The sequence below is a fragment of the Paenibacillus sp. FSL R7-0297 genome (assembly GCF_038009025.1).
GTDB lineage: Bacteria > Bacillota > Bacilli > Paenibacillales > Paenibacillaceae > Paenibacillus_AQ.
Genome location: NZ_JBBPAQ010000001.1, coordinates 216,287 through 237,894, shown reverse-complemented (window position 1 = coordinate 237,894; position 21,608 = coordinate 216,287). Strand labels below are relative to the sequence as shown.

Below are 21,608 nucleotides of genomic sequence, written 5' to 3'. Positions count from 1 at the left end.
GCTCCTTTGTATGCTCATTCTATCAGGAGGACTCACTAATTTTCAAATGATGGGGGTTATATCCGCAACGGCTTCATCAACGGTGACTTTTAACGCGACTGAAACTAACGCAGGCGTGTGGGACGACGGCATTGCTGAGGATGGCGATGGAGGTTCGTTTAATATTCCTAACCTTACTTTACAATTTTTTAATATCAGCGATACTAACGGTACATTAATTCCAAAGACATTAGTACATGGGGATTCGTATGCGGGTGACTTTTTCGATGCACTTTCAAGCTATGATATGGACCTAACTAATAATGGCTGGAAGGGAATGGGGATATGGTCAGCAGACGGAGCAGAGTTTCAGATCAATGGTTTCCTTTATGCAAATTATGGTGAGGCGGTTCCGATTACAATTGACGTGGTTGGATACCGCGACGGAATTATAGTTGCAAACGCTTCATTTCAAACAGATGAGATGATGGATGGATTTGTATCCAAGAATGTCTCACTGAATGAAGATTTTGATAACGTAGACACAGTCTATCTGTATTCAAGTGCGCCAAGCTGGCACGGGATAAATAATATTGTGATTGACGACGCAGTTGTCCCTTTGCCAATCACCGACTTTGCAAGCACAGCGAAGACAAGCACGAGCGCAACGTTCGGCTGGACGGCAGCAAGCGGAGCGACAGGTGTTGTCATTCAGCAGTCGCCTGCGGGAGCGAATAGCTGGACCACAGCGACGACGGGAGTCATTGCAGCGAATGCTGGAACAGCAACTGTGACAGGATTAAGTCCGGCAATGAGCTACGACTTCCGGCTGGTGGTGTCCGGCGGGGCGAATGCGGGGAACTCGAACACGGCAAATGCAACGACTGACGCAGCGCCAATCACCAACTTTGCAAGCACAGCGAAGACGAGCACGAGCGCAACGTTCGGCTGGACGGCAGCAAGCGGAGCAACAGGTGTAATCATTCAGCAGTCTCCTGCGGGAGCGAATACCTGGGCCACAGCGACGACGGGAGTCATTGCAGCGAATGCTGGAACAGCAACTGTGACGGGATTAAGTCCGGCAATGAGTTACGACTTCCGGCTGGTGGTGACAGGCGGAGCGAACGCGGGGAGTTCGAACACGGTAAGTGAGACAACTGACGCCGAACCAATCACCGACTTTGCAAGCACAGCGAAGACAAGCACGAGCGCAACGTTTGGCTGGACGGCAGCAAGCGGAGCAACAGGTGTAATCATTCAGCAGTCGCCAGCCGGAGCGAATACCTGGACCACAGCGACGACGGGTGCCATTGCAGCGAATGCTGGAACAGCGACCGTGACGGGATTAAGCCCGGCAATGAGTTATGACTTCCGGCTGGTGGTGACAGGCGGGGCGAGCGCGGGGAACTCGAACACGGTAAATGCAACAACTGACGCAGCGCCAATTACAGACTTTGCAAGCACAGCGAAGACAAGCACGAGCGCAACGTTTGACTGGACGGCAGCAAGCGGAGCAACAGGTGTAATCATTCAGCAGTCTCCTGCGGGAGCGAATAGCTGGACCACAGCGACGACGGGAGCCATTGCAGCGAATGATGGAACAGCGACCGTGACGGGATTAAGCCCGGCAATGAGCTATGACTTCCGGCTGGTGGTGACAGGCGGAGCGAACGCGGGGAACTCAAACACGGCAAATGCAACAACTGACGCAGCGCCAATCACCGACTTTGCAAGCACAGCGAAGACAAGCACGAGCGCAACGTTTGGCTGGACGGCAGCAAGCGGAGCGACAGGTGTTGTCATTCAGCAGTCGCCAGCCGGAGCGAATACCTGGACCACAGCGACGACGGGTGCCATTGCAGCGAATGCTGGAACAGCGACCGTGACGGGATTAAGTCCGGTAATGAGCTACGACTTCCGGCTGGTGGTGTCCGGCGGGGCGAACGCGGGGAACTCGAACACAGCAAGTGTGACAACTGACGCCGAACCAATTACCGACTTTGCAAGCACAGCGAAGACAAGCACGAGCGCAACGTTTGACTGGACGGCAGCAAGTGGAGCGACAGGTGTAATCATTCAGCAGTCTCCTGCGGGAGCGAATAGCTGGACCACAGCGACGACGGGAGCCATTGCAGCGAATGCTGGAACAGCAACCGTGACGGGATTAAGTCCGGCAATGAGCTACGACTTCCGGCTGGTGGTGACAGGCGGAGCGAACGCGGGGAACTCGAACACGGTAAGTGTGACAACTGACGCCGAACCAATCACCGACTTTGCAAGCACAGCGAAGACAAGCACGAGCGCAACGTTTGGCTGGACGGCAGCAAGCGGAGCGACAGGTGTAATCATTCAGCAGTCGCCAGCCGGAGCGAATACCTGGACCACAGCGACGACGGGAGCCATTGCAGCGAGTGCTGGAACAGCGACCGTGACAGGACTCACCGCAGCAACGGACTATGAATTCCGACTGGTAGTCACCGGCGGAGCGAACGCGGGCAACTCGAACATAGCAAATGTGACAACTGATGCCGAACCAATCACCGACTTTGCAAGCACAGCGAAGACAAGCACGAGCGCAACGTTCGGCTGGACGGCAGCAAGCGGAGCGACAAGTGTAATCATTCAGCAGTCGCCAGCCGGAGCGAATACCTGGACAACAGCGACGACGGGAGCCATTGCAGCGAATGCTGGAACAGCGACCGTGACGGGATTAAGTCCGGCAATGAGCTATGATTTCCGGCTGGTGGTGACAGGCGGGGCGAACGCGGGCAACTCGAACACAGCAAGTGTGACAACTGACGCCGAACCAATCACCGACTTTGCAAGCACAGCGAAGACAAGCACGAGCGCAACGTTTGGCTGGACGGCAGCAAGCGGAGCAACAGGTGTAATCATTCAGCAGTCGCCAGCCGGAGCGAATACCTGGACCACAGCGACGACGGGTGCCATTGCAGCGAATGCTGGAACAGCAACCGTGACGGGATTAAGTCCGGCAATGAGTTACGACTTCCGGCTGGTGGTGACAGGCGGAGCGAACGCGGGAAGCTCGAACACGGTAACTGTAACTTCAGCTACGGTTCCAGCAGCCCCGGCGAATGTTTCAGCAGCTGCTGGAAACGGGCAGGCCGTGATTAGCTTTACAGCCCCAACCGATAATGGTGGAATGGCAATTACAGGATACGAAGTGACAGCTTCACCAGGAAACGTAGTTATGGGCGGAACTGCAAGTCCGGTTACAATGACAGGCTTAACGAATGGAATAAGTTATACATTTACGGTGAAGGCGATTAATGGAGCGGGCAGCAGTGTATCCTCTGGTGCATCTAATGCTGTTATCCCAACGGCACCTCCAGAACCTGTAACTATACCAACACCGGCACCAACACCGGCACCAACACCGGCACCAACACCACAGGCCGGAACAGGCGTTGATGTTCTCGTTAATGGTAAGGTGGAAAATGCGGGAACGGCAACAACAAGCAACCGGGATGATCAAACGGTGACAACAGTTGCCATTGACCAGAAAAAGTTGGACGACAAGCTTGCCTCTGAAGGCCAAAATGCGATTGTAACCATTCCAGTTAATGCGAAGTCCGATATAGTCGTTGGTGAACTGAATGGTCAAATGGTTAAAAATATGGAAAATAAACAGGCTGTATTAGAGATGAAAACGGATCGGGCAACGTACGTCCTGCCAGCACAGCAAATTAATATTGACTCGATCTCCAATCAATTTGGTAAGGCAGTTGCCTTGCAGGATATCACCATTCAGATTGAAATTGCTGTGCCGACAGCAGAAAGTATGAAAAAAGTAGCGGATGCGGCGGCAAATGGATCGTTTACTTTGGTAGCACCACCCATTGATTTTACAGTGAGAGCAACAAGTTCTGGTACAACCGTTGAAGTATCTAAATTTAATGTTTATGTAGAACGCACTATCGCTATTCCGGAAGGGATTGATCCTAACAAGATTACGACAGGAGTTGTAATTGAACCGGACGGAACAGTTCGTCATGTACCCACTAAGATAGTTACAAGCGACGGTAAATATTACGCCAAGGTAAACAGCTTGACGAATAGTACCTATTCGATTGTCTGGCATCCGCTTGAATTTAGTGATGTCTCGGACCACTGGGCAAAAGCTGCTGTCAACGATATGGGGTCAAGAATGGTGATTGAGGGCACAGGAAACAGCATGTTCAATCCTGAACAGGATGTTACACGTGCTGAATTTGCAGCGATCATCGTTCGTGGATTGGGGCTCAAGTTGGAGAATGGTGTGAGTGCCTTCTCGGACGTGAAGGCTGCAGATTGGTTCAACAATGCTATAAATACAGCTAAGACGTATCACTTGATCGACGGGTTTGAAGATGGAACCTTCCGTCCGAACGACAACATTACCCGTGAACAGGCGATGGTGATTATCGCCAAAGCGATGATGATCACGAATCTAAAAGCGAAGCTATCTAATCCATCCGTAGAAGCAGCACTTCTTCCTTATGCTGATACGGCGGAGGTTTCCAATTGGGCACGGAGCAGTATTGCTGACACCATACAGGCTGGCATTGTCTCGGGAAGAAGCAGCACAGAGGTTGCACCGAAAGACTACATGACTAGAGCTGAGGTGGCAGCGATTGTGGAGCGGCTTCTTCAGGAGTCGGGATTAATTTAGTATCCTTTCAAAAGCGGGGGTAATCCTTTGATGTCCTAAGAGACATAAACGGATTACCCTTTTCTTTTGGTGGGAAAAATAACGTGGAATATAAGGGGATCGATACGGGCGGAGGGGCTTGGATGAAAAAGAGTCAATAACTATGATATTATGAGTTATGTTTCTCATCTTGGTAATGCAAGTGATAGCGGATTCCCCTGAATTAAGTGAAAAGGTTTATCGTTACGAGCTTAAAGCGGGAAGAATCTATCTGTATCGCCTGCATGAAGACAATCTTGCGGAACATCTGAGTAATTGCAATGACAATCAGGATCGGATGAATAGGAAGGGACAAGCCAAGAGCCTTTCCTCTTGTTGGTTATGGAAGGTGGAATCACATGTCCTGGAGCAAATTGAAGCAACAACTGGAGGGTTTTCTCAGTCCTGCGTTAGAGGGAAGGGTAGAATACCGCGCACCGGGTTACCGTTATTTTGCGGATAAATCAGGGATCTGTTACATCTCGGTGGATAAAAAGAACGTACTCAACATGGGTGATAAAACGAACAGGATCAGGTGGTATCAGACAGAGCTGGAGATTAAGAATGATCCGCATCTCCAGATTCCTGTCAGCGAGGACGACATTGAAGCAGTCAGACAAGCTGCCAAGGGGCCAGTGCCGGAGGATCGCCTGATCGTAATGGCCAGAAGCCGAAAAAGTACAGAACACGCCAAAGAGCTAATGTCAGCGCAGACTGCTCTCACTAAATCGAATTTCATCGTGGTGGCGAATAAGTTCCTGACGACTCCTATTGAGGAGAGCCTGGAGAGTAATGATATGGTACTCAATATTCTGGCGCTGGTGGACAGACGGGTCGGGAAAAAGCGGATCGTGGGTATGGCGGAGATAATGGAGCTGAAGCATCCGGCTGTGCAGTATTTCTATGAGCTGCGGCGGGGGGCGTTGTGAGGCGTAATATGTTGCAGGCAACCATAAGAGAATGTAATGCGATAGGAACGGTATTCCATGGAATATCGGCTTGGATAGCTCCACTGACGGCGAATGTCAGTGGAGCTATTTCGTTATGGAGGCAACCCGTTAGAGTTCATCAGTTATGGAATTATTTTCACAAACGACAATACAATATACCTGTGGTTCGCCTAATGGGCGAAACCGGTAAATTAAATAAAGGAGGTTTAAGAGATTGATCAATAAAGTTCCAGCCAAAGCCTTATCCCTCTTGGTAGTCGCAGCCATATTCCTATCCCTATTCTTCACAGCCTTACCGCAGGCAGACGCGGCCGCCAGAGGAGCATGGGCTCCCAATACGGCATATGCAGTAAATGATACCGTAACCTATAGCGGAGGTACCTATACCTGTCTTCAGGCACATACTTCCCTCACAGGCTGGGAGCCGCCTAATGTGCCTGCTCTATGGAAGAGCGGGAGCACCACAACACCGACCCCGACACCAACACCCACAACACCCCCGGCAACGAATAGAGTTATCTTCTATGCGAATATTAATTATGGAGGCAACGCCGTAACCCTTGGCGTAGGCAATTATGTATTATCTCAGCTGAATGCTGCCGGAATTCCGAATGACTGGATGTCCTCGCTCAAGGTTCCGAACGGCTGGACGGTTGAAGTCTATGAGAACGATAACTTCGGAGGAACCAAGTGGACCTATACGGCAGATTCCTCCTGGGTCGGCGACAGTGTCAATGACAAGATGACTTCCGTAAAAATCTATACGGGTTCACCGAATCCTTCGGTAACGAGGCCCTCCGAGGTTCCCAGTCAAATCTGGACCTATGTCATGAATGTGGACAATACATTCGGGAAAGGCGGAGATTTCGCACTACTACTGAGCGCGGTGATCAAGAAGGAGAGCAGCTTCGGAGCAGGTCTGCCGGGCAGTCCCTCCGCCGGTGACGGATTGATGCAGGTCGAACCGAACACACGCAATGCTTATCTATCCCAATTCAGCGCCAAATTCGGCCGCACGTATAATCACAGCAGCGAACAGGATCAGGTAGCCTTAGGCGGACTGATTCTCGATGAGAAGATTGTCAGGTTCGGAAATATCTACAACGGACTCTTACACTATAACGGAGGCGACAACTGGTATCCGGGCGCTACCGATTCCTACGGGCGTCCGATTCTGGCGGATCAGTATGCGAATGCTGTGTACGGGACGTATAAGGGGTATGGAGGGCAGAATTAAGGGAAAGCAAAAAGACGCTCGGGGAGTTACCCCGCAGCGTCTTTTTTTCGAGCTAGTATTTAATAATATACCATCCGCTGAATGTAGAATAATTGAGACCATTACCATAATTGCGATCAGCGGTCTGCGGGTTGCGAACGGAGTTGCCGCTTGCATCTCTGAAATCAATGGCGGTCAGGCCGCGTTTATGTGACCAGCCTCCGTCAGCATCTTGTCTATACCAGTGATAATCATAATTGGGAGCAATGACTAATGCCACTTTGTATTCCCTATAACCTGGAACCTCGCTATAAGAAGAACTACGAAGAGATTTACTCATGTAAGGCATGTCTGCTTTTGCTGCAGTAATGATACTGTTTGTTGTTAAACTTGAAAAAATACTTCCTGCCTTTTCACCTGGTTGTAACTTGTGGCCTGAATAGGTAGAGGTATTTAACATATAAGCGTAGCAATTCGCTTTATCTGTCAATGGTGCCCAAACACTGGTGCTATAAGGATGTTCGTATCCTCCAGTTACCATGGTTTCAAGTCGTTGGACTTCTGCAGATTTATTGGAATCCTGCTTAGGTTCAGAAGAACTTTGAGTGTACTGTGTTTCATTAATTGGTATTTCACTGGCTGGTAAGGCTGTTTTACTGAATGTGGAGGTATATCCAGCAGGTCTGTAATTTACTTGCAATTGTACTTCCTCAGGTAAGCTATTAAACCATTCTAACCATTCTTTTGGATCCGGATTAAAAGAAGCTAAAGGGTCAACAGATGATTCCAGTTGATTTATTGAAACATTTTGTGAATTGATTTCGTTAGTATTTGTGCTTGCTAATACTGGGGTAGTAAGCAGAAATACCATTACAACAGCTGTGAGCAAGGAAAGTAGTTTTTTCATTCAGAAACCTCCTGATTTTTTAACACACTTGACTTGCAGTTGTTTATCACGCCTCCTTTGTTCTATTATTAGTGTGTTTTACATAAATATGGTATAATAATTTCCAATATATACCAAGAAAAGAGGGATTGTATGACATTATCCAAATACTTTAAGCTTTCAATGACATTGTTGTTCGTATTAATGTTCTGTGGAGCCTGCCAAAATAAAGAGAAAGAAGATGTAAGGGAATATATTTCATTGCATGAATTAAAGAGCTTATCTGAAAAGGGAGCCTCACTAAGCTGGGATGATTTCGACAAGTATCCGTTCGAAGATATCGGCTCAGGATTGTATATTAGAAAGTACAAAATCGAAGGGGAACGGCAGTTGCTGGTCAGGGGGAAGAGCCTTGATAACCCGCCTGAGCAAATTTCCATTATTGAATCAAATGGTACAGAACGGGAGTTCACACCAGAGATTGTGAGCGAAATGGAAGATATGAAGTGAAATTCTATAAGGAGTATAGGAGGTAGAATGAGAAAGACGCTCGGGAATTCCCGTAGCGTCTTTCTTTTTGCGCGTGTGCCAAGCCCAGGTGAAGGGTCATTCCCAATGCGGCACTCCGCCAAAGAGGAACGATTCATTGTTTACGTAGGCATAAATCTCTCTACTGGCTAATTTACCGATGTGCTCGGGCAGCCATTCCTGGGAGTCTGGCAGGCCCAGCCAGAAATTCATGGTCTCAAGCTGTGCGGCAATGAACAAGCCTTCTAACCGCTCGATATAGTTATCAGGTAACGGATGATGCATGGAGTAAGATTGAAGTAACTGTTCTCTGAATGAAGGATGGATATAGGAGAACGTCCAGCCCAGATCAAATAAGTAATAACCGAACCCGCAAGCGCCAAAATCGATGGGCCGGACTTCTTGTTCATAAAATAATAAATTATTTGGAATCAAATCAGCATGAATCATTCCCCAGTTGCTGGTTGTTCGTTCAATAGAGTTCATCAGGTTAATTACCCGCTCACCAGCATGGAGTAGAAGCTCTGTATCACCTGCATCAAGCAGTCCGGTATTAGCGCGTTCCTTAAGCATATTAAGGGATTGTAAGATCCGGGAGCCGTCAAAGGCAGGGCGTTCAAATGAACCTGGGGTTTGCCAAGTAGAGGATTGTCTATGTAACTTGCCGATCATTTCACCTACGGCCCTGGCGTCTTCTATTGTAGGAATCAAAGGTTCTGCGCACCCTTCCACCCAGACCATCTAGGATTGAAGAACTTCCCGCTTACTCCAAATTTGTTCAAATGCGTCACCTTTGGAGATATGTAACCGGAGGCTGTAACTGTTGTTCTCCAGATCAGTGACTTTGTAGATGGGTACAATAACACATCTGCTTTTGGACAAAAATGTAACTGTTGATTATATTTGTTTTTGACTGGAGGAGCTCAGCTTTAATAGCTTCACTGACAGCAGCTGTCAGTGAAGCTATTCTATAATATAGAAATTATAGGGTTCACATGAATCCTTGAAGGAGGACATACAAATGAATAGTAAGGTATATCTATATGTGTTAGACACCATGGCAGACTGGGAGATAGGGTATCTAACGGCTGAACTGAACTCGGGAAGGTGTTACAAGGAGGGACAAGCTCCATCTACAATAGTAACCGTAGCCAATGAGAAGACACTTATCACTACCATGGGCGGACTGAGAATCATGCCTGACCTCACGGTGGATGAGTGCAGCATGACAAGCGGAGATGCCTTGATTCTACCCGGCGGAGAGACGTGGACCGAAGCCATCCATAAGCCCATCCTCGGGCTTGCTGAGAGATGTATACAGGAGAACGTATTAGTGGCAGCAATCTGTGGGGCTACCATTGGACTCGCCCAGGCTGGACTATTGAATTCACGCCCGCATACAAGCAATGATCTGGAATACCTCCGAATGATCTGTCCCTCGTACACCGGCGAAGAGTTCTTCCAGAAGCAGCCTGCTGTAACGGACGGTAAGCTGATCACGGCATCCGGCATCGCCCCGCTGGAATTCTCGATGCATGTGTTGAAAGCCCTGGATGTATTGGCTCCACACAAATTAGATGCCTGGTATGGTCTGTATAAGACCCAGGAAGCGAAGTATTTCTATGAGTTGATGGGATAAGAGAAGCAGTTAATAAGGGTACCCTCTCTTCACGGAGAGGGTATTTCTGTTGGTCTGGTCAGGGATGGTAGGACACATCTTCGGAGCGTCTATAAGTAGTTGTTGGGGGATTTGTCGTGTTCCACTATAGGGTGAATTTAAGCTGCAGTTTTCATGTTACTGCGTAGAATTTTGAAATCTTCTAATATATTGGAGATTCTTAGAATCATATCTCTATTCATATCTTGTTCAGTAGGGTTATTCGGTAAGTATAAGCCCCACTGCTGAAACTTGCCCTCTAATAGAACAAATCCGGATACATGAGCTCCAAAACCATCTATTCTTGCGGATTCAAGAGTTAATCTATCGTCATGATATACATTCGTCAGTAGATTCTCAGTCCCCATGAAAAATACCGGATACGTTATGTTACTGAAAAAATCTTTATATTCCTGCTTGGCTGCTTCAGCCAGATAATCCTTTGTAATGATTAACCCGTCATAATTTTTATTAGTGTCTTCAATAATATCTTTGAGGCTTATGGGTATGTAGCTTAGATTCCTAATGTTATCAAAAGGAATAACACCAACAACTGCAATTTCTAACTGGATTGAAGGGGGATTATAAAGCTCCGCTTGAGGCTCATTTACAATTTTGATGTCACAGCTTACAAACAACACGGATAACAATATAAGAAGTAATAATATTTTGTTTTTCATTAGAGGGTATCCTTTTTTGTTTTATGATAATGCTTACTTTATATTTAAAAATATAGAAAAATAATCCTTTTTGCAAGTAGATAATTAACTCGTTGGAGCCTCGAATGATAGGGGGAAGGCAAATGAATGAAATAACCTCTCATCAATGTAATCTGAATATATGGGCTCATCTACCTGATAAAGTATGGAATAGAGTTGCTAATATATATGAGCTTATGCCTGGTTGGATAGGATACATAGATGGGATTCCACACTGGTTTGGGCAGGAAGAGGATGATGTTTATATTCAGGCATCTGTTGAGCCAAGTGGATTATCATTTTATGCTCAGATGAATCAGAGTGATTGGGATTCTTGGATTGGAGCGTTTAAATTAGAAGCAACCAAAGTATTGGGGTTTGAGGTGGGGGAGCCTGAGGATGGGTTTGAGTGAAAGGTTATGTACTCATCACCTAATTACTACGCATAGCTTACCGGCTTCACCGTAAAGGTTAATTAACATAAATGGACCGATAAGGATAATGATGTGTCTGTTCCTCAGTTTCTAGACCACTTTCTGTGCTGTTAGTATATGGGGTTAATTCTTTCATATAAAACTCACTTACTCACCCAAACTTTATAGACTATTGGTTTAACGTTAAAATCGCAATCACAATGTATATTACAACGAAAACCACGAATAGTATTTATTCTAGTTAATTCAAAGACTAAAGCATACGCTATTTTTTCATCTGTTGTTATATAACCTTCATATAAATTTCCAATTTCATTAAATGCGCCACTATAGGCCCATTCATGCGCCTCTCTCATGGTTTCGAATTGCATTGTTTCTATAAACCATCTTATTGATTTGTCATTTTGATTCAAGCTAATCACTCCCGTTAACATATTAAATTTTACATTCAAAATCTACCACTGAATTTACACTTGTAGGACCATCTACATCAAATCAAATATGAATAATATCACCGGGAGCAAACGAGGCGTTTGTAGGAGAGCCAACATAGTTGTAATTACCGATACTACCGTGAAAAAGGTAGTTATAAGGTTGAATGTGTGTATCATAGTTATAATCTGGGAGATGTAAACCTAAAATATCATACTATTACATAAAAAGGGGATTTATTATGAAGAAGATAAAAATAATACTCCTAGTGATCGTTCTGATGGCTTGCGCTTTAGGATTCGCTGGATTAAAAATATTCAAAGATAAAACAACGAGCAAAGTAGAAACGTACTTGTTAGAGAAAAAAGGGTATAACCATAATGATATATATAAAATTTATACTCAAATTGGTAAAGCTCCTCTGGTGAGTACAACTGTTATTTTTAATGATGATAGAAGTTCTAGATATTTTTATCGCAATGAAAACGGAAAGATATATCAATATAGTAGGGCTCCCGTTCAAGGTGTGGACGATGGAACAAAACTATATAAGCATAATGAAGAATAGTTATTAGTAAATTTACTTTACTGATTTTCACAAGCAAACATTAAAAGGTATCCCAAGAAGCTATTAAAACAGCTTTCCGGGATACCTTTTCCTTTTTTAGGTTGGGCTGTGCTATCATTATTGCGTACAGAGAAATTGTGGAAAATAGAATTTGACCAACTGGCGGGGGTACAAATGGACGAACTAATCGAGAGAATCATTCAATTCCGCGACGAAAGGGACTGGAAGCAATTTCACGATCCCAAGGATCTGGCGCTCTCTATCACGCTGGAGTCTAGCGAACTGTTGGAGCTTTTTCAATGGAAGAATAGTCAGCAGGCCATAGAGCAGCATTACTCCGACATGCAGGACGAAATCGCTGATATTCTCATCTACACGCTAACGCTCGCTCATGATCTGCAGATCGATGTTAAGGATGCTATCCTTCAGAAGATAGACAAAAACGCGAAGAAATACCCCATATCCAGCTCCAAGGGAAGCTCACAAAAAAGCACACAGCAGTGAATGAATAGGGGAGAGCACCATGATTATCTATGAATCGACCAAGCAGCAATTCATGAACGATGTAACCGAAGATACCATTGCGGTAAAAATTCATACCCAGTACGTGCAAAAAGTCGGCAGGGTTTCTCCGGGTGAAATCAATGCATGGAACAATTCCATGAATTATCTATATAAAGTATTAAACACACCTACTATTCCAGATGACGTAGGCATCGCGATTGAATATAAAATTCCAGCGACCTCGAGAAGAGTAGACTTCATGATTACAGGCTTGAATGAACAGGATCAATATTCTGTCGTTATCATTGAGCTTAAGCAGTGGGATGAAGTTGAAACGGTTGAGGATGCAGACGGTCTTGTTAGAACCCGCTTTAAAGGAACGAAGACTAAAACGGCGCATCCCTCTTTTCAGGCATGGTCTTATTCCAGGCTAATTAGCGAATATAACGAGACTGTGCAGAACGAAGCAGTCCAGCTCTATCCTTGTGCTTATTTACATAACTATGTTCAGACCGATAATGATCCTCTACTGCACCCTGTCTACAATCAATACATTGAGGAAGCTCCTATTTTCTCTAAGGGAGATGCTCTGAAGTTACGAGGGTTTATTTCAACCTTCATTAAAAAAACCGATAGAAGCAAATCACTGTACCTCATAGAACATGGAAAAATTAGGCCCTCTAAATCGTTGCAGGATTCACTCCTCAGTATGCTGGAGGGAAATCAAGAGTTCATCATGATTGACGATCAGAAGGTCGTATATGAGGAAGCATTAAGATTGGCGCAGCAAGCACAGTCGGGCAAGAAACAAGTCTTGATTGTCGAAGGCGGACCAGGGACAGGCAAGTCGGTTCTCGGAATTAATCTTTTGGTAGAGCTTACGGCACGGGAGTTAGTCTGCCAATATGTAACCAAGAATAGCGCGCCTCGTGCCGTATATATGAAGAAGCTACAGCAGAACATGAAGAAATCGTTTATTGATAACCTATTTAAGGGATCAGGTGTTTACTATGAAGCATTGCCTGATGAATTTGGTTGCTTGATTGTGGACGAGGCGCATCGCTTAAATGAAAAGTCGGGTCTGTTCAAGAATAAAGGGATCAATCAGACGATGGAGATCATCCGCGCTTCCCGGTTCTCTGTATTCTTCATTGATGAGTATCAGAAGATTGCTATGCATGATGTGGGCAGCAAGGAGCAGATTAGACACTATTCGGAGCAGATGGATGCGGAGATCACGGAGCTGGCCCTGGCTTCCCAATTCCGGTGCAATGGTTCGGACGGATATTTGGCATGGCTCGATGATGTGCTGGAAATCCGTGAAACGGCGAATGCAGACGGCTTCGACTTCGAGTATGACATCCGGCTCTACGATGACCCGAATGAGCTGCGGGACGAGATCTTTAGCAAGAATCAGATCAATAATAAGGCCAGAATGCTCGCTGGCTACTGCTGGGATTGGAAGACGGATGGCAAGAACAATCCTGGCGTTCATGACATTCAGTTAGATCAGTATCAATTCTTCATGAGCTGGAACCTGAACAATACAACGACCTGGGCAATCGACCCTGAATCCATTGAACAAGTGGGCTGCATCCACACCTCACAGGGACTTGAATTTGACTATGTCGGAGTGATCATTGGCGAAGATATGCGTTACGAGAATAATCGTATCATCACCGATCCGTTCAAACGTGCGAAGACAGATAAGTCTCTGTCAGGCTTCAAGACCTTGTATAAAAAAGATAAGGACGAGGCGCTCCGAATGGCCGATCAGATTATCCGCAACACCTACAGGACGTTAATGACTCGGGGAACGAAGGGATGTTATATCTATTGTGTAGATCCTCATCTGAAGGCGTACTTGCAGAGGCGGTTGGCTTTGCAGAGTTCGGTGGTGATTTCGGGATAAAGGCGATTGTATGGAGAGTTATATCATTGATTTGAAAAGATTGAGGAAAGGTTGATTGGTGTAGGGTAAACCCGTGAGCCGATTTGCAGTTCCTCTGTTTTGTTGTTATAAGAGGGATTATAAGAACTTCAGAAAAGAAGCAATAACTGGAGGGCTATGTTTAGAAATTAAGTTGATAGGGTATCCGAATTTCTATCAGCAAGGAGGACATTGAAGCGGGCAGGAGATATGCCAAAGAGCCAGTGTGGAGGATCGCCTAATCTTAATGTCTAGAAGTAGAAAAAGTAAGGAACATCCAGAGAGCTATTGGTGGCACAAGCTGCATTAAGTAAATCGAATTTTATCGTTGTTACTTATAGGTTCCTAACTACTCCTAGAGAGGAGAGCTAAGAGAGTAATGATATGTCATGAATATTCTGGCCTTGATTGACAGGCGAGACTGCAAAAAGCCGATTTTGGGCATTGCTGAGAAGATATGGTTGAAAGCATCCGGTTGTTCAATATGTTTATGAGCTGCGACGTGGGTGTTGTGAAGTGAATAATAAGCAGATTCAACTGGTTTAAACATGCATATATTTGTTGCGAAAATTACCGTAATCAAGAATAGGTCACGCTCTTAGTGAGGACCAATTCACTTTAATCCTCTCAGCTGTAAGCGGTAAAGTCCAATCACCTGGTTTCGAAATGTACTTCTTCAGATTACTTTTGTTCGAACACCGAAAATAACTGACGAAATCATTCTCTGTAAGTTATGACGGTTGGCCAGAAAGAATGATTTGAGTCTAAGCTGATTAAATCTTGAGTTAGGTAAGAGTACAATAGATAAAAAAATTTTGGTATGCAAGGCTAGTTAAGTCACCGCTGTTCAATTACTTATTGTTACGGTTATTGTCACTTTATGCCTTATTGAAATATTTATCTCATTTGGTTATTCTATAAGTTTTGTTAGTTTATTGATTATATTATATATAAATTGTATTCAAAAGATTCACTCCAGAGTTATAATATATTTTAGCGGATTACTATATATAGAACTGTAGGAATGATTTGCTTGAAGCTGACATATAGTCAATGCTAGATTATATGTACTCCATTACATTCTTTTCCGAGACTAGACTACTTCATCGTGGGGGAACAAAAATTCACAAATTATAGATCGATTTTCACATATAATATCAAAAATTTAATTAGCTTAACCATAGTTATATAAGTGAATAATAGGAGAATTAAAATGAACACTAACCAATTTTTTGAAAAACCCATACTTAACTCACCATACTCATATCCTGAAAGATATTGGGAACTTGACGATCAAGGTCAACCAACCCATCGTATTATAGAAAAACGTCGTCCGGCCCAATTTATCACACCAATCCCAAAACCAAGAAAACGTAAAGGGTTGGTTGAACAGACACAGATGATTTTTGATGAAGGTAAAGGACTTTCAAATGAAGGGCAACAGTATGATCCAACTTCAATTATTAATGCTATAAGGCATCATGTGAATCAATGGAGAAGCAAAACCAATCCTATTGATTGGCAAGTAACGCCGGAAACAGCAAGGCTACTTCAACACTGGCGAAATCACAAATTTAGTAGTACACGTCCATTTTTTTGCCAGATTGAAGCTATAGAAACGATTATATGGTTGGTGGAAGTAGCTCCTAAATCAGGGAAGATGGGTAAAGAGTTTCTTGATCATTTTGTTAATGCTAGCGAAGAAGCAAATCCCAGTTTAATCAGATTAGCTATAAAACTTGCGACTGGTGCGGGAAAGACAACTGTAATGGCAATGCTAATAGCATGGCAAACAATCAATGCCATTCGTCGACCAACTAGCAAAATATTTACACGTGGCTTCTTGATTGTAGCACCGGGGTTAACAATCCGGGATAGACTTCGTGTACTTCAACCTAATGATCCTGATAGCTATTATCAAAGCCGTGAACTTGTTCCTAATGACATGTTGGGAGCCCTGGAACGTGCAAAAATAGTAATAACTAATTACCACGCTTTTAAGCTTCGTGAAAAAGTTGATCTATCTAAAAATGGCAGAGCACTTCTTCAAGGACGTGGCGGTGAGCTTAATACTCTAGAAACCGAAGGTCAAATGCTTCAGCGTGTAATGCCTGAACTAATGAGTATTAAAAATGTATTGGTTATTAACGATGAGGCGCATCACTGTTACAGAGAGAAACTTGGTTACGATTTAGAAGAGAATTTATTGGGTGAGGAAAAAAAGGAAGCTGAAAAGAATAATGATGCTGCGCGGTTATGGATCACAGGACTAGAGACTGTTGGGAGGAAACTTGGTATAAATCGAGTTATTGACTTAACTGCCACGCCCTTTTTTCTTAGTGGTTCAGGATATGTGGAGGGAACATTGTTCCCTTGGACTGTAAGCGATTTTTCACTAATGGACGCTATTGAATGTGGCATTGTTAAACTCCCACGAGTTCCCGTAGCCGATAATATTCCAGGAGGAGAGATGCCTAAGTTTCGTAATCTTTGGGAACATATTCGCACTCGTATGCCTAAAAAGGGACGTGGTAAAAGTAATACACTTGATCCACTAAGTCTGCCAGTTGAACTATTAACTGCTTTAGAGGCCTTATATGGACATTATGACAAAACATTTGAATTATGGAAATCAAGCGGAATAAATGTACCGCCGTGCTTTATTATTATATGCAATAATACCGCCACTTCTAAATTAGTGTATGATTATATTTCTGGTTTTAAACGAGAGAATGAAGACGGTACTACAACATTTGAAAATGGAAGGCTAAAGTTATTTCGAAATTTTGATGAAGACGGTAATCCAATTGCTCGTCCACGTACTCTTTTGATTGACAGTGAACAATTAGAATCGGGTGACGCTTTAGATAAGGATTTTCGTATTATTGCAGAGGATGCCATTCAACGTTTTCGCAGAGAAACTATTGAACGAACTGGAGATTCACTTAGTGCCGAAAATCTCACAGACCAAGAACTGCTTCGTGAGGTAATGAACACAGTAGGAAGAGAAGGACATCTTGGAGAGTCAATCCGATGTATTGTTTCAGTATCAATGCTTACTGAAGGCTGGGATGCTAACACTGTTACTCATATTTTGGGGGTTAGAGCATTTGGAACACAACTACTATGCGAACAAGTTATAGGAAGGGCACTTCGTCGCCAATCCTATGATTTAAATGAAGAGGGCCTTTTTAATGTGGAGTATGCTGATGTACTTGGTATACCTTTTGATTTTACAGCAAAGCCGGTAGTTGCACCCCCGCAACCTCCACGTGAATCAGTTCATGTTAAAGCTGTTCGTCCTGAGAGAGACGAATTGGAAATAACTTTTCCTCGAGTAGAAGGTTACAGGGTAGAGCTTCCAGAAGAACGCCTTAAAGCTGTATTTAATGAAGATTCTATTCTTGTGTTGACGCCGGATATTGTAGGTCCTTCTGTTACTAAAAATGCTGGGATTATTGGTGAAGATGTGGAGCTTAGTTTGGAACATTTAGAAAACATCAGACGCCCTACCTTGCTTTTTCATATTACTAAACGCTTACTTTATACTAAATGGCGTGATCATGGTGAGGCACCTAATTTGCATCTATTTGGTCAACTCAAGCAAATTACAGAACAGTGGCTAAATACTTGTTTGATTTGTAAGGGAGGAACTTTCCCAGCACAATTATTGTACCAAGAGCTGGAAGATATGGTGTGCGATCGTATTACTGCGGGTATTACACGTTCAATGGTAGGAGAGCGTCCTATAAAAGTTGTTCTCGATGCTTACAACCCTACTGGTTCAACAAAATATGTAAGCTTTAATACGACTAAAACTAGTCGTTGGAAAACCGACCCGAGGAAAAGTCACCTAAATTGGGTCATTTTAGATAGCGATTGGGAAGCTGAATTTTGTCGAGTTGCAGAGTCTCATAATAAGGTTAAAACTTATGTGAAAAATCACAACCTTGGATTTGAAGTGCCGTATCGTTATTTATCAGAACATAGAAAGTACATTCCTGACTTTATTGTCTTAGTGGATGATGGCAGGGGTGAGGATGATCTCCTTCATCTGGTTGTAGAGATAAAAGGGTATAGACGTGAAGATGCTAAGGAAAAAAAGGCAACGATTGAAAACTATTGGTTAGAGGGAGTAAATAACCTCAATCGTTATGGACGTTGGGCATTTGCAGAATTCACAGAGATATATGAGATAGAATCTGATTTTGAGTTAAAAGTACAGGCTGAATTCAATAAAATGATTGACACAGTTATCGGGAAGAACTGATAAAGGAGAAGTATTAATTGGATAAGAATATAACAAATAAGACTATTGAAACATTTATGCATGAAGAGGTTACCCGTAAGAATATTCCTACTGCAGAATATCAATCTGTTATGGATAAAGAAGAACAGAATCCGATTCTTGTTGAATATAAGCGTCGTAACTTTGACCTTGACCCACAATTAGTTTGGCGTGGTAAGGGAGAACAAGATCGATCAGATTTAGTTGTTCAAGCTCCTCCGCTCTACATTCAGGAAAAGGTTCATCCCAAAGTTTTAATTGATGATCTTCAGCGTCATATGAAAGATGAAGATCACTCAGATGATCTTCAGTTAGATTTATTTGAAGATTTTAATGGACTACCAAATGATAATGCGAAAACTGAATTCTACCGACATGAGGCGAACTGGACGAATCGTATGATACTTGGTGATAGTCTACAGGTTATGTCTTCATTGGCTGAACGCGAAGGATTACGAGGGAAAGTACAATGCATATATTTTGACCCTCCGTACGGTATAAAATTTAATTCTAACTTCCAATGGTCTACTACTAGTAGGGATGTTAAGGATGGTAACATTCAGCATATTACTAGAGAACCTGAGCAAGTAAAGGCATTTCGAGATACTTGGAGGGATGGAATTCATTCTTATTTGACGTATCTTCGAGATAGGCTGACAGTTGCTCAAGATCTTTTGTCGAAATCCGGGTCTATTTTTGTTCAGATTGGAGATGAGAATGTCCATCGAGTTAGAATATTAATGGATGAAATTTTCGGAGAAGATAATTTCGTATCACAGATATCAATTCAAAAAACTGGAGGATTTTCACAATCAAAGATTGGCAATATCCTTGATCATATCCTTTGGTATGCGAAGAGTGCAGATTCATTAAAATATCGTCCTTTGAATCAGCTTATACCTCAACCGCCTCTGGATGACCCGAATTATGTATTAATTGAATTTGAGGATGGAACATATAGAAGAATGACACCTGATGAACGGTCAAGAAAAGTTGCATTGCCAGAAGGGGTTCGAATATTTCGCTACGGTCCCTTGCAATCTGACGGAGCAAGTAAAGGAGATAAAACAATATTCTTTGAAGGCGAAATGTTTCAACCAGGGCGAAACAATCATTGGAAGACTCGCATAGAAGGAATGGAGCGTGTGGGTAAGGCAGGGAAATTGATGAGGGTCGGGAAAACAATTTATCATCGCCTGTACTGGGATTCTTTTTCTGCTAAAACCTTGGATAATATATGGCTTGATACTCAATCGGGTGGGTTTAATGAACCTAAAGTTTATGTTGTTCAAACAACAACGAAAGTAATTCAGCGTTGTCTACTGATGACTACAGATCCTGGAGATTTGGTACTTGATCCAACTTGTGGTTCTGGGACAACGGCATACGTTGCTGAGCAGTGGGGGCGCCGTTGGATAACAATGGATACTTCTCGTGTTGCGCTTGCGCTTGCGCGTGCGAGAATAATGGGCGCTCGATATTCTTATTATCTATTGGCCGACAGTCGTGATGGTCAAATAAAAGAAGCAGAGATATCGCGCACGCTCCCATCGGATGCGCCAACTAGAAATGACATCCGTCATGGTTTCGTTTATGAAAGAGTATCACATGTTACTTTAAAAGCAATTGCGAATAATTTGGAAATTGATGTGATTTGGGAGAAGTTTGAAGAAATACTTCAACCAATTAGAGATAAGTTAAATAAGTTGCTTAATGAGAACTGGGAGGAATGGGAAATTCCTCGTGAGACAAATAGTAATTGGTCGCCTTATACAAAGCAAATACATGATCAATGGTGGGAACAAAGGATTGCGCGTCAGAAAGAAATAGACGCCTCTATAGCTGCAAAAGCTGATTTTGAGTACCTTTATGATAAGCCATTCGAAGATAAAAAAAAGGTTAGAGTAGCAGGACCTTTTACAGTAGAGAGCCTATCCCCTCATCGAGTGCTTACAATTGGTGAGAACGATGATTTAATTGAAGGTATATCGGAAACAAAAGGAAGTTATGGGGAAGAACAGAGCTTTGTTGAAGTAATACTAGAAAATCTTCGCACGGCTGGTGTACAACAAGCACACAAAGAAGACAAAATCAACTTTTCATCTGTATTGGCTTGGCCTGGAAAGTATGTTTGCGCGGAGGCACGTTTTACTGAGGGTGATGAAGAAACGGTTACCGAAAAGCGCGCTGCAATATTTATTGGCCCGGAATTTGGAACCGTCTCTAGACCAGATCTTGTCTCAGCTGCTCGTGAAGCTGGCGATGCGGATTTTGACGTTCTTATTGCTTGTGCTTTTAATTATGATGCTCATTCCTCGGAGTTGGATAAGATGGGTCGATTAAATATTCTAAAAGCTCGTATGAACGCTGACCTGCATATGTCGGATGACTTAAAGAATACTGGTAAAGGTAATATATTCGTGATTTTTGGTGAACCTGACATTGATCTTTTTGAAACAGAAGATGGAAAAATAAAAGTGAAAATTAATGGGGTAGATGTCTTTCATCCCAGCACAGGCGAGGTACGCAGTGATGGGGCAGAAGGGATAGCGTGTTGGTTTATTGACACTGATTATAATGAAGAGAGTTTCTTTGTGCGTCATGCCTATTTCTTAGGAGCCGATGATCCTTATAAGTCGCTTAAGACGACACTTAGATCTGAGATTAATGCTGAAGCATGGGAAACATTAAATAGTGATGTTTCAAGACCTTTCTTGAAACCAAAGAATGGTCGCATAGCGGTGAAGGTTATTAATCATCTCGGGGATGAAGTTATGAAAGTTTTTCGATTGTAGAGTGTTTTAAACCTAGGCAATTCTTTTAAGGGTACAACTAGATTCCAAAGTAA

15 protein-coding genes are annotated in these 21,608 nt (G+C 43.6%); 11 read left to right on the top strand and 4 right to left on the bottom strand.

All coding sequences use genetic code 11. The annotated features are described in order from the left end of the window. The first annotated feature begins 46 nt into the window (after window positions 1-46). The 3 genes from MKZ24_RS00965 (at window position 47) to MKZ24_RS00955 (ending at window position 6,856) form a co-directional block, all read left to right on the top strand. Window positions 47-4,651, top strand: coding sequence for a fibronectin type III domain-containing protein (locus tag MKZ24_RS00965; RefSeq protein ID WP_340781032.1), 4,605 nt, complete (start codon window positions 47-49; stop codon window positions 4,649-4,651). A 377-nt stretch (window positions 4,652-5,028) separates the two neighbouring features. Further along, window positions 5,029-5,598: an SF0329 family protein gene (locus tag MKZ24_RS00960; RefSeq protein ID WP_042232498.1), complete on the top strand. Its 570-nt coding sequence runs from the start codon at window positions 5,029-5,031 to the stop codon at window positions 5,596-5,598. A gap of 235 nt (window positions 5,599-5,833) precedes the next feature. Beyond that, window positions 5,834-6,856, top strand: a complete 1,023-nt coding sequence (locus tag MKZ24_RS00955) for a carbohydrate-binding protein (protein WP_340781030.1) — start codon at window positions 5,834-5,836, stop codon at window positions 6,854-6,856. Window positions 6,857-6,908: 52 nt separating this feature from the next. Here MKZ24_RS00955 and MKZ24_RS00950 read toward each other — a convergent pair whose 3' ends face one another. Then, on the bottom strand, window positions 6,909-7,742 hold the full coding sequence (locus MKZ24_RS00950) for a hypothetical protein (protein WP_052415963.1): 834 nt from the start codon (window positions 7,740-7,742) through the stop codon (window positions 6,909-6,911). A 132-nt stretch (window positions 7,743-7,874) separates the two neighbouring features. On the opposite strand from MKZ24_RS00950, the gene MKZ24_RS00945 reads away from it, so the two are divergent. Continuing rightward, entirely contained in the window at window positions 7,875-8,231 is a 357-nt protein-coding gene (locus tag MKZ24_RS00945) for a hypothetical protein (RefSeq protein WP_340781028.1), read from the top strand. A gap of 96 nt (window positions 8,232-8,327) precedes the next feature. On the opposite strand, the gene MKZ24_RS00940 is transcribed toward MKZ24_RS00945, so the two are convergent. Next, on the bottom strand, window positions 8,328-8,960 hold the full coding sequence (locus tag MKZ24_RS00940) for a phosphotransferase enzyme family protein (protein WP_340781027.1): 633 nt from the start codon (window positions 8,958-8,960) through the stop codon (window positions 8,328-8,330). A 310-nt stretch (window positions 8,961-9,270) separates the two neighbouring features. Here MKZ24_RS00940 and MKZ24_RS00935 point away from each other — a divergent pair, with 310 nt between their 5' ends. Continuing rightward, entirely contained in the window at window positions 9,271-9,888 is a 618-nt protein-coding gene (locus MKZ24_RS00935; RefSeq protein ID WP_340781026.1) for a type 1 glutamine amidotransferase family protein, read from the top strand. A gap of 137 nt (window positions 9,889-10,025) precedes the next feature. Here the strand turns inward: MKZ24_RS00935 and MKZ24_RS00930 are convergent, their stop codons facing one another. Further along, the gene (locus MKZ24_RS00930) at window positions 10,026-10,586 is read right to left on the bottom strand and encodes a hypothetical protein (protein WP_340781025.1); all 561 of its coding nucleotides are present in this window, start codon (window positions 10,584-10,586) and stop codon (window positions 10,026-10,028) included. 122 nt (window positions 10,587-10,708) lie between these two features. On the opposite strand from MKZ24_RS00930, the gene MKZ24_RS00925 reads away from it, so the two are divergent. Beyond that, the gene (locus MKZ24_RS00925) at window positions 10,709-11,017 is read left to right on the top strand and encodes a hypothetical protein (protein WP_340781022.1); all 309 of its coding nucleotides are present in this window, start codon (window positions 10,709-10,711) and stop codon (window positions 11,015-11,017) included. 164 nt (window positions 11,018-11,181) lie between these two features. Here the strand turns inward: MKZ24_RS00925 and MKZ24_RS00920 are convergent, their stop codons facing one another. Continuing rightward, window positions 11,182-11,451, bottom strand: coding sequence for a hypothetical protein (locus MKZ24_RS00920; RefSeq protein ID WP_340781021.1), 270 nt, complete (start codon window positions 11,449-11,451; stop codon window positions 11,182-11,184). A 260-nt stretch (window positions 11,452-11,711) separates the two neighbouring features. Here MKZ24_RS00920 and MKZ24_RS00915 point away from each other — a divergent pair, with 260 nt between their 5' ends. The 5 genes from MKZ24_RS00915 (at window position 11,712) to MKZ24_RS00895 (ending at window position 21,555) form a co-directional block, all read left to right on the top strand. Next, the gene (locus MKZ24_RS00915; protein ID WP_340781020.1) at window positions 11,712-12,038 is read left to right on the top strand and encodes a DUF3139 domain-containing protein; all 327 of its coding nucleotides are present in this window, start codon (window positions 11,712-11,714) and stop codon (window positions 12,036-12,038) included. Between the two features lie 174 nt (window positions 12,039-12,212). After that, window positions 12,213-12,542: a nucleotide pyrophosphohydrolase gene (locus MKZ24_RS00910; RefSeq protein ID WP_340781019.1), complete on the top strand. Its 330-nt coding sequence runs from the start codon at window positions 12,213-12,215 to the stop codon at window positions 12,540-12,542. A 19-nt stretch (window positions 12,543-12,561) separates the two neighbouring features. Next, window positions 12,562-14,454 (top strand): DUF2075 domain-containing protein, encoded by a 1,893-nt coding sequence (locus MKZ24_RS00905; RefSeq protein WP_340781018.1) that lies wholly within the window; start codon window positions 12,562-12,564, stop codon window positions 14,452-14,454. A gap of 1,231 nt (window positions 14,455-15,685) precedes the next feature. Further along, window positions 15,686-18,742, top strand: coding sequence for a BPTD_3080 family restriction endonuclease (locus MKZ24_RS00900; RefSeq protein WP_340781017.1), 3,057 nt, complete (start codon window positions 15,686-15,688; stop codon window positions 18,740-18,742). A 17-nt stretch (window positions 18,743-18,759) separates the two neighbouring features. Next, entirely contained in the window at window positions 18,760-21,555 is a 2,796-nt protein-coding gene (locus tag MKZ24_RS00895) for a site-specific DNA-methyltransferase (RefSeq protein ID WP_340781016.1), read from the top strand. Window positions 21,556-21,608: the final 53 nt, after the last annotated feature.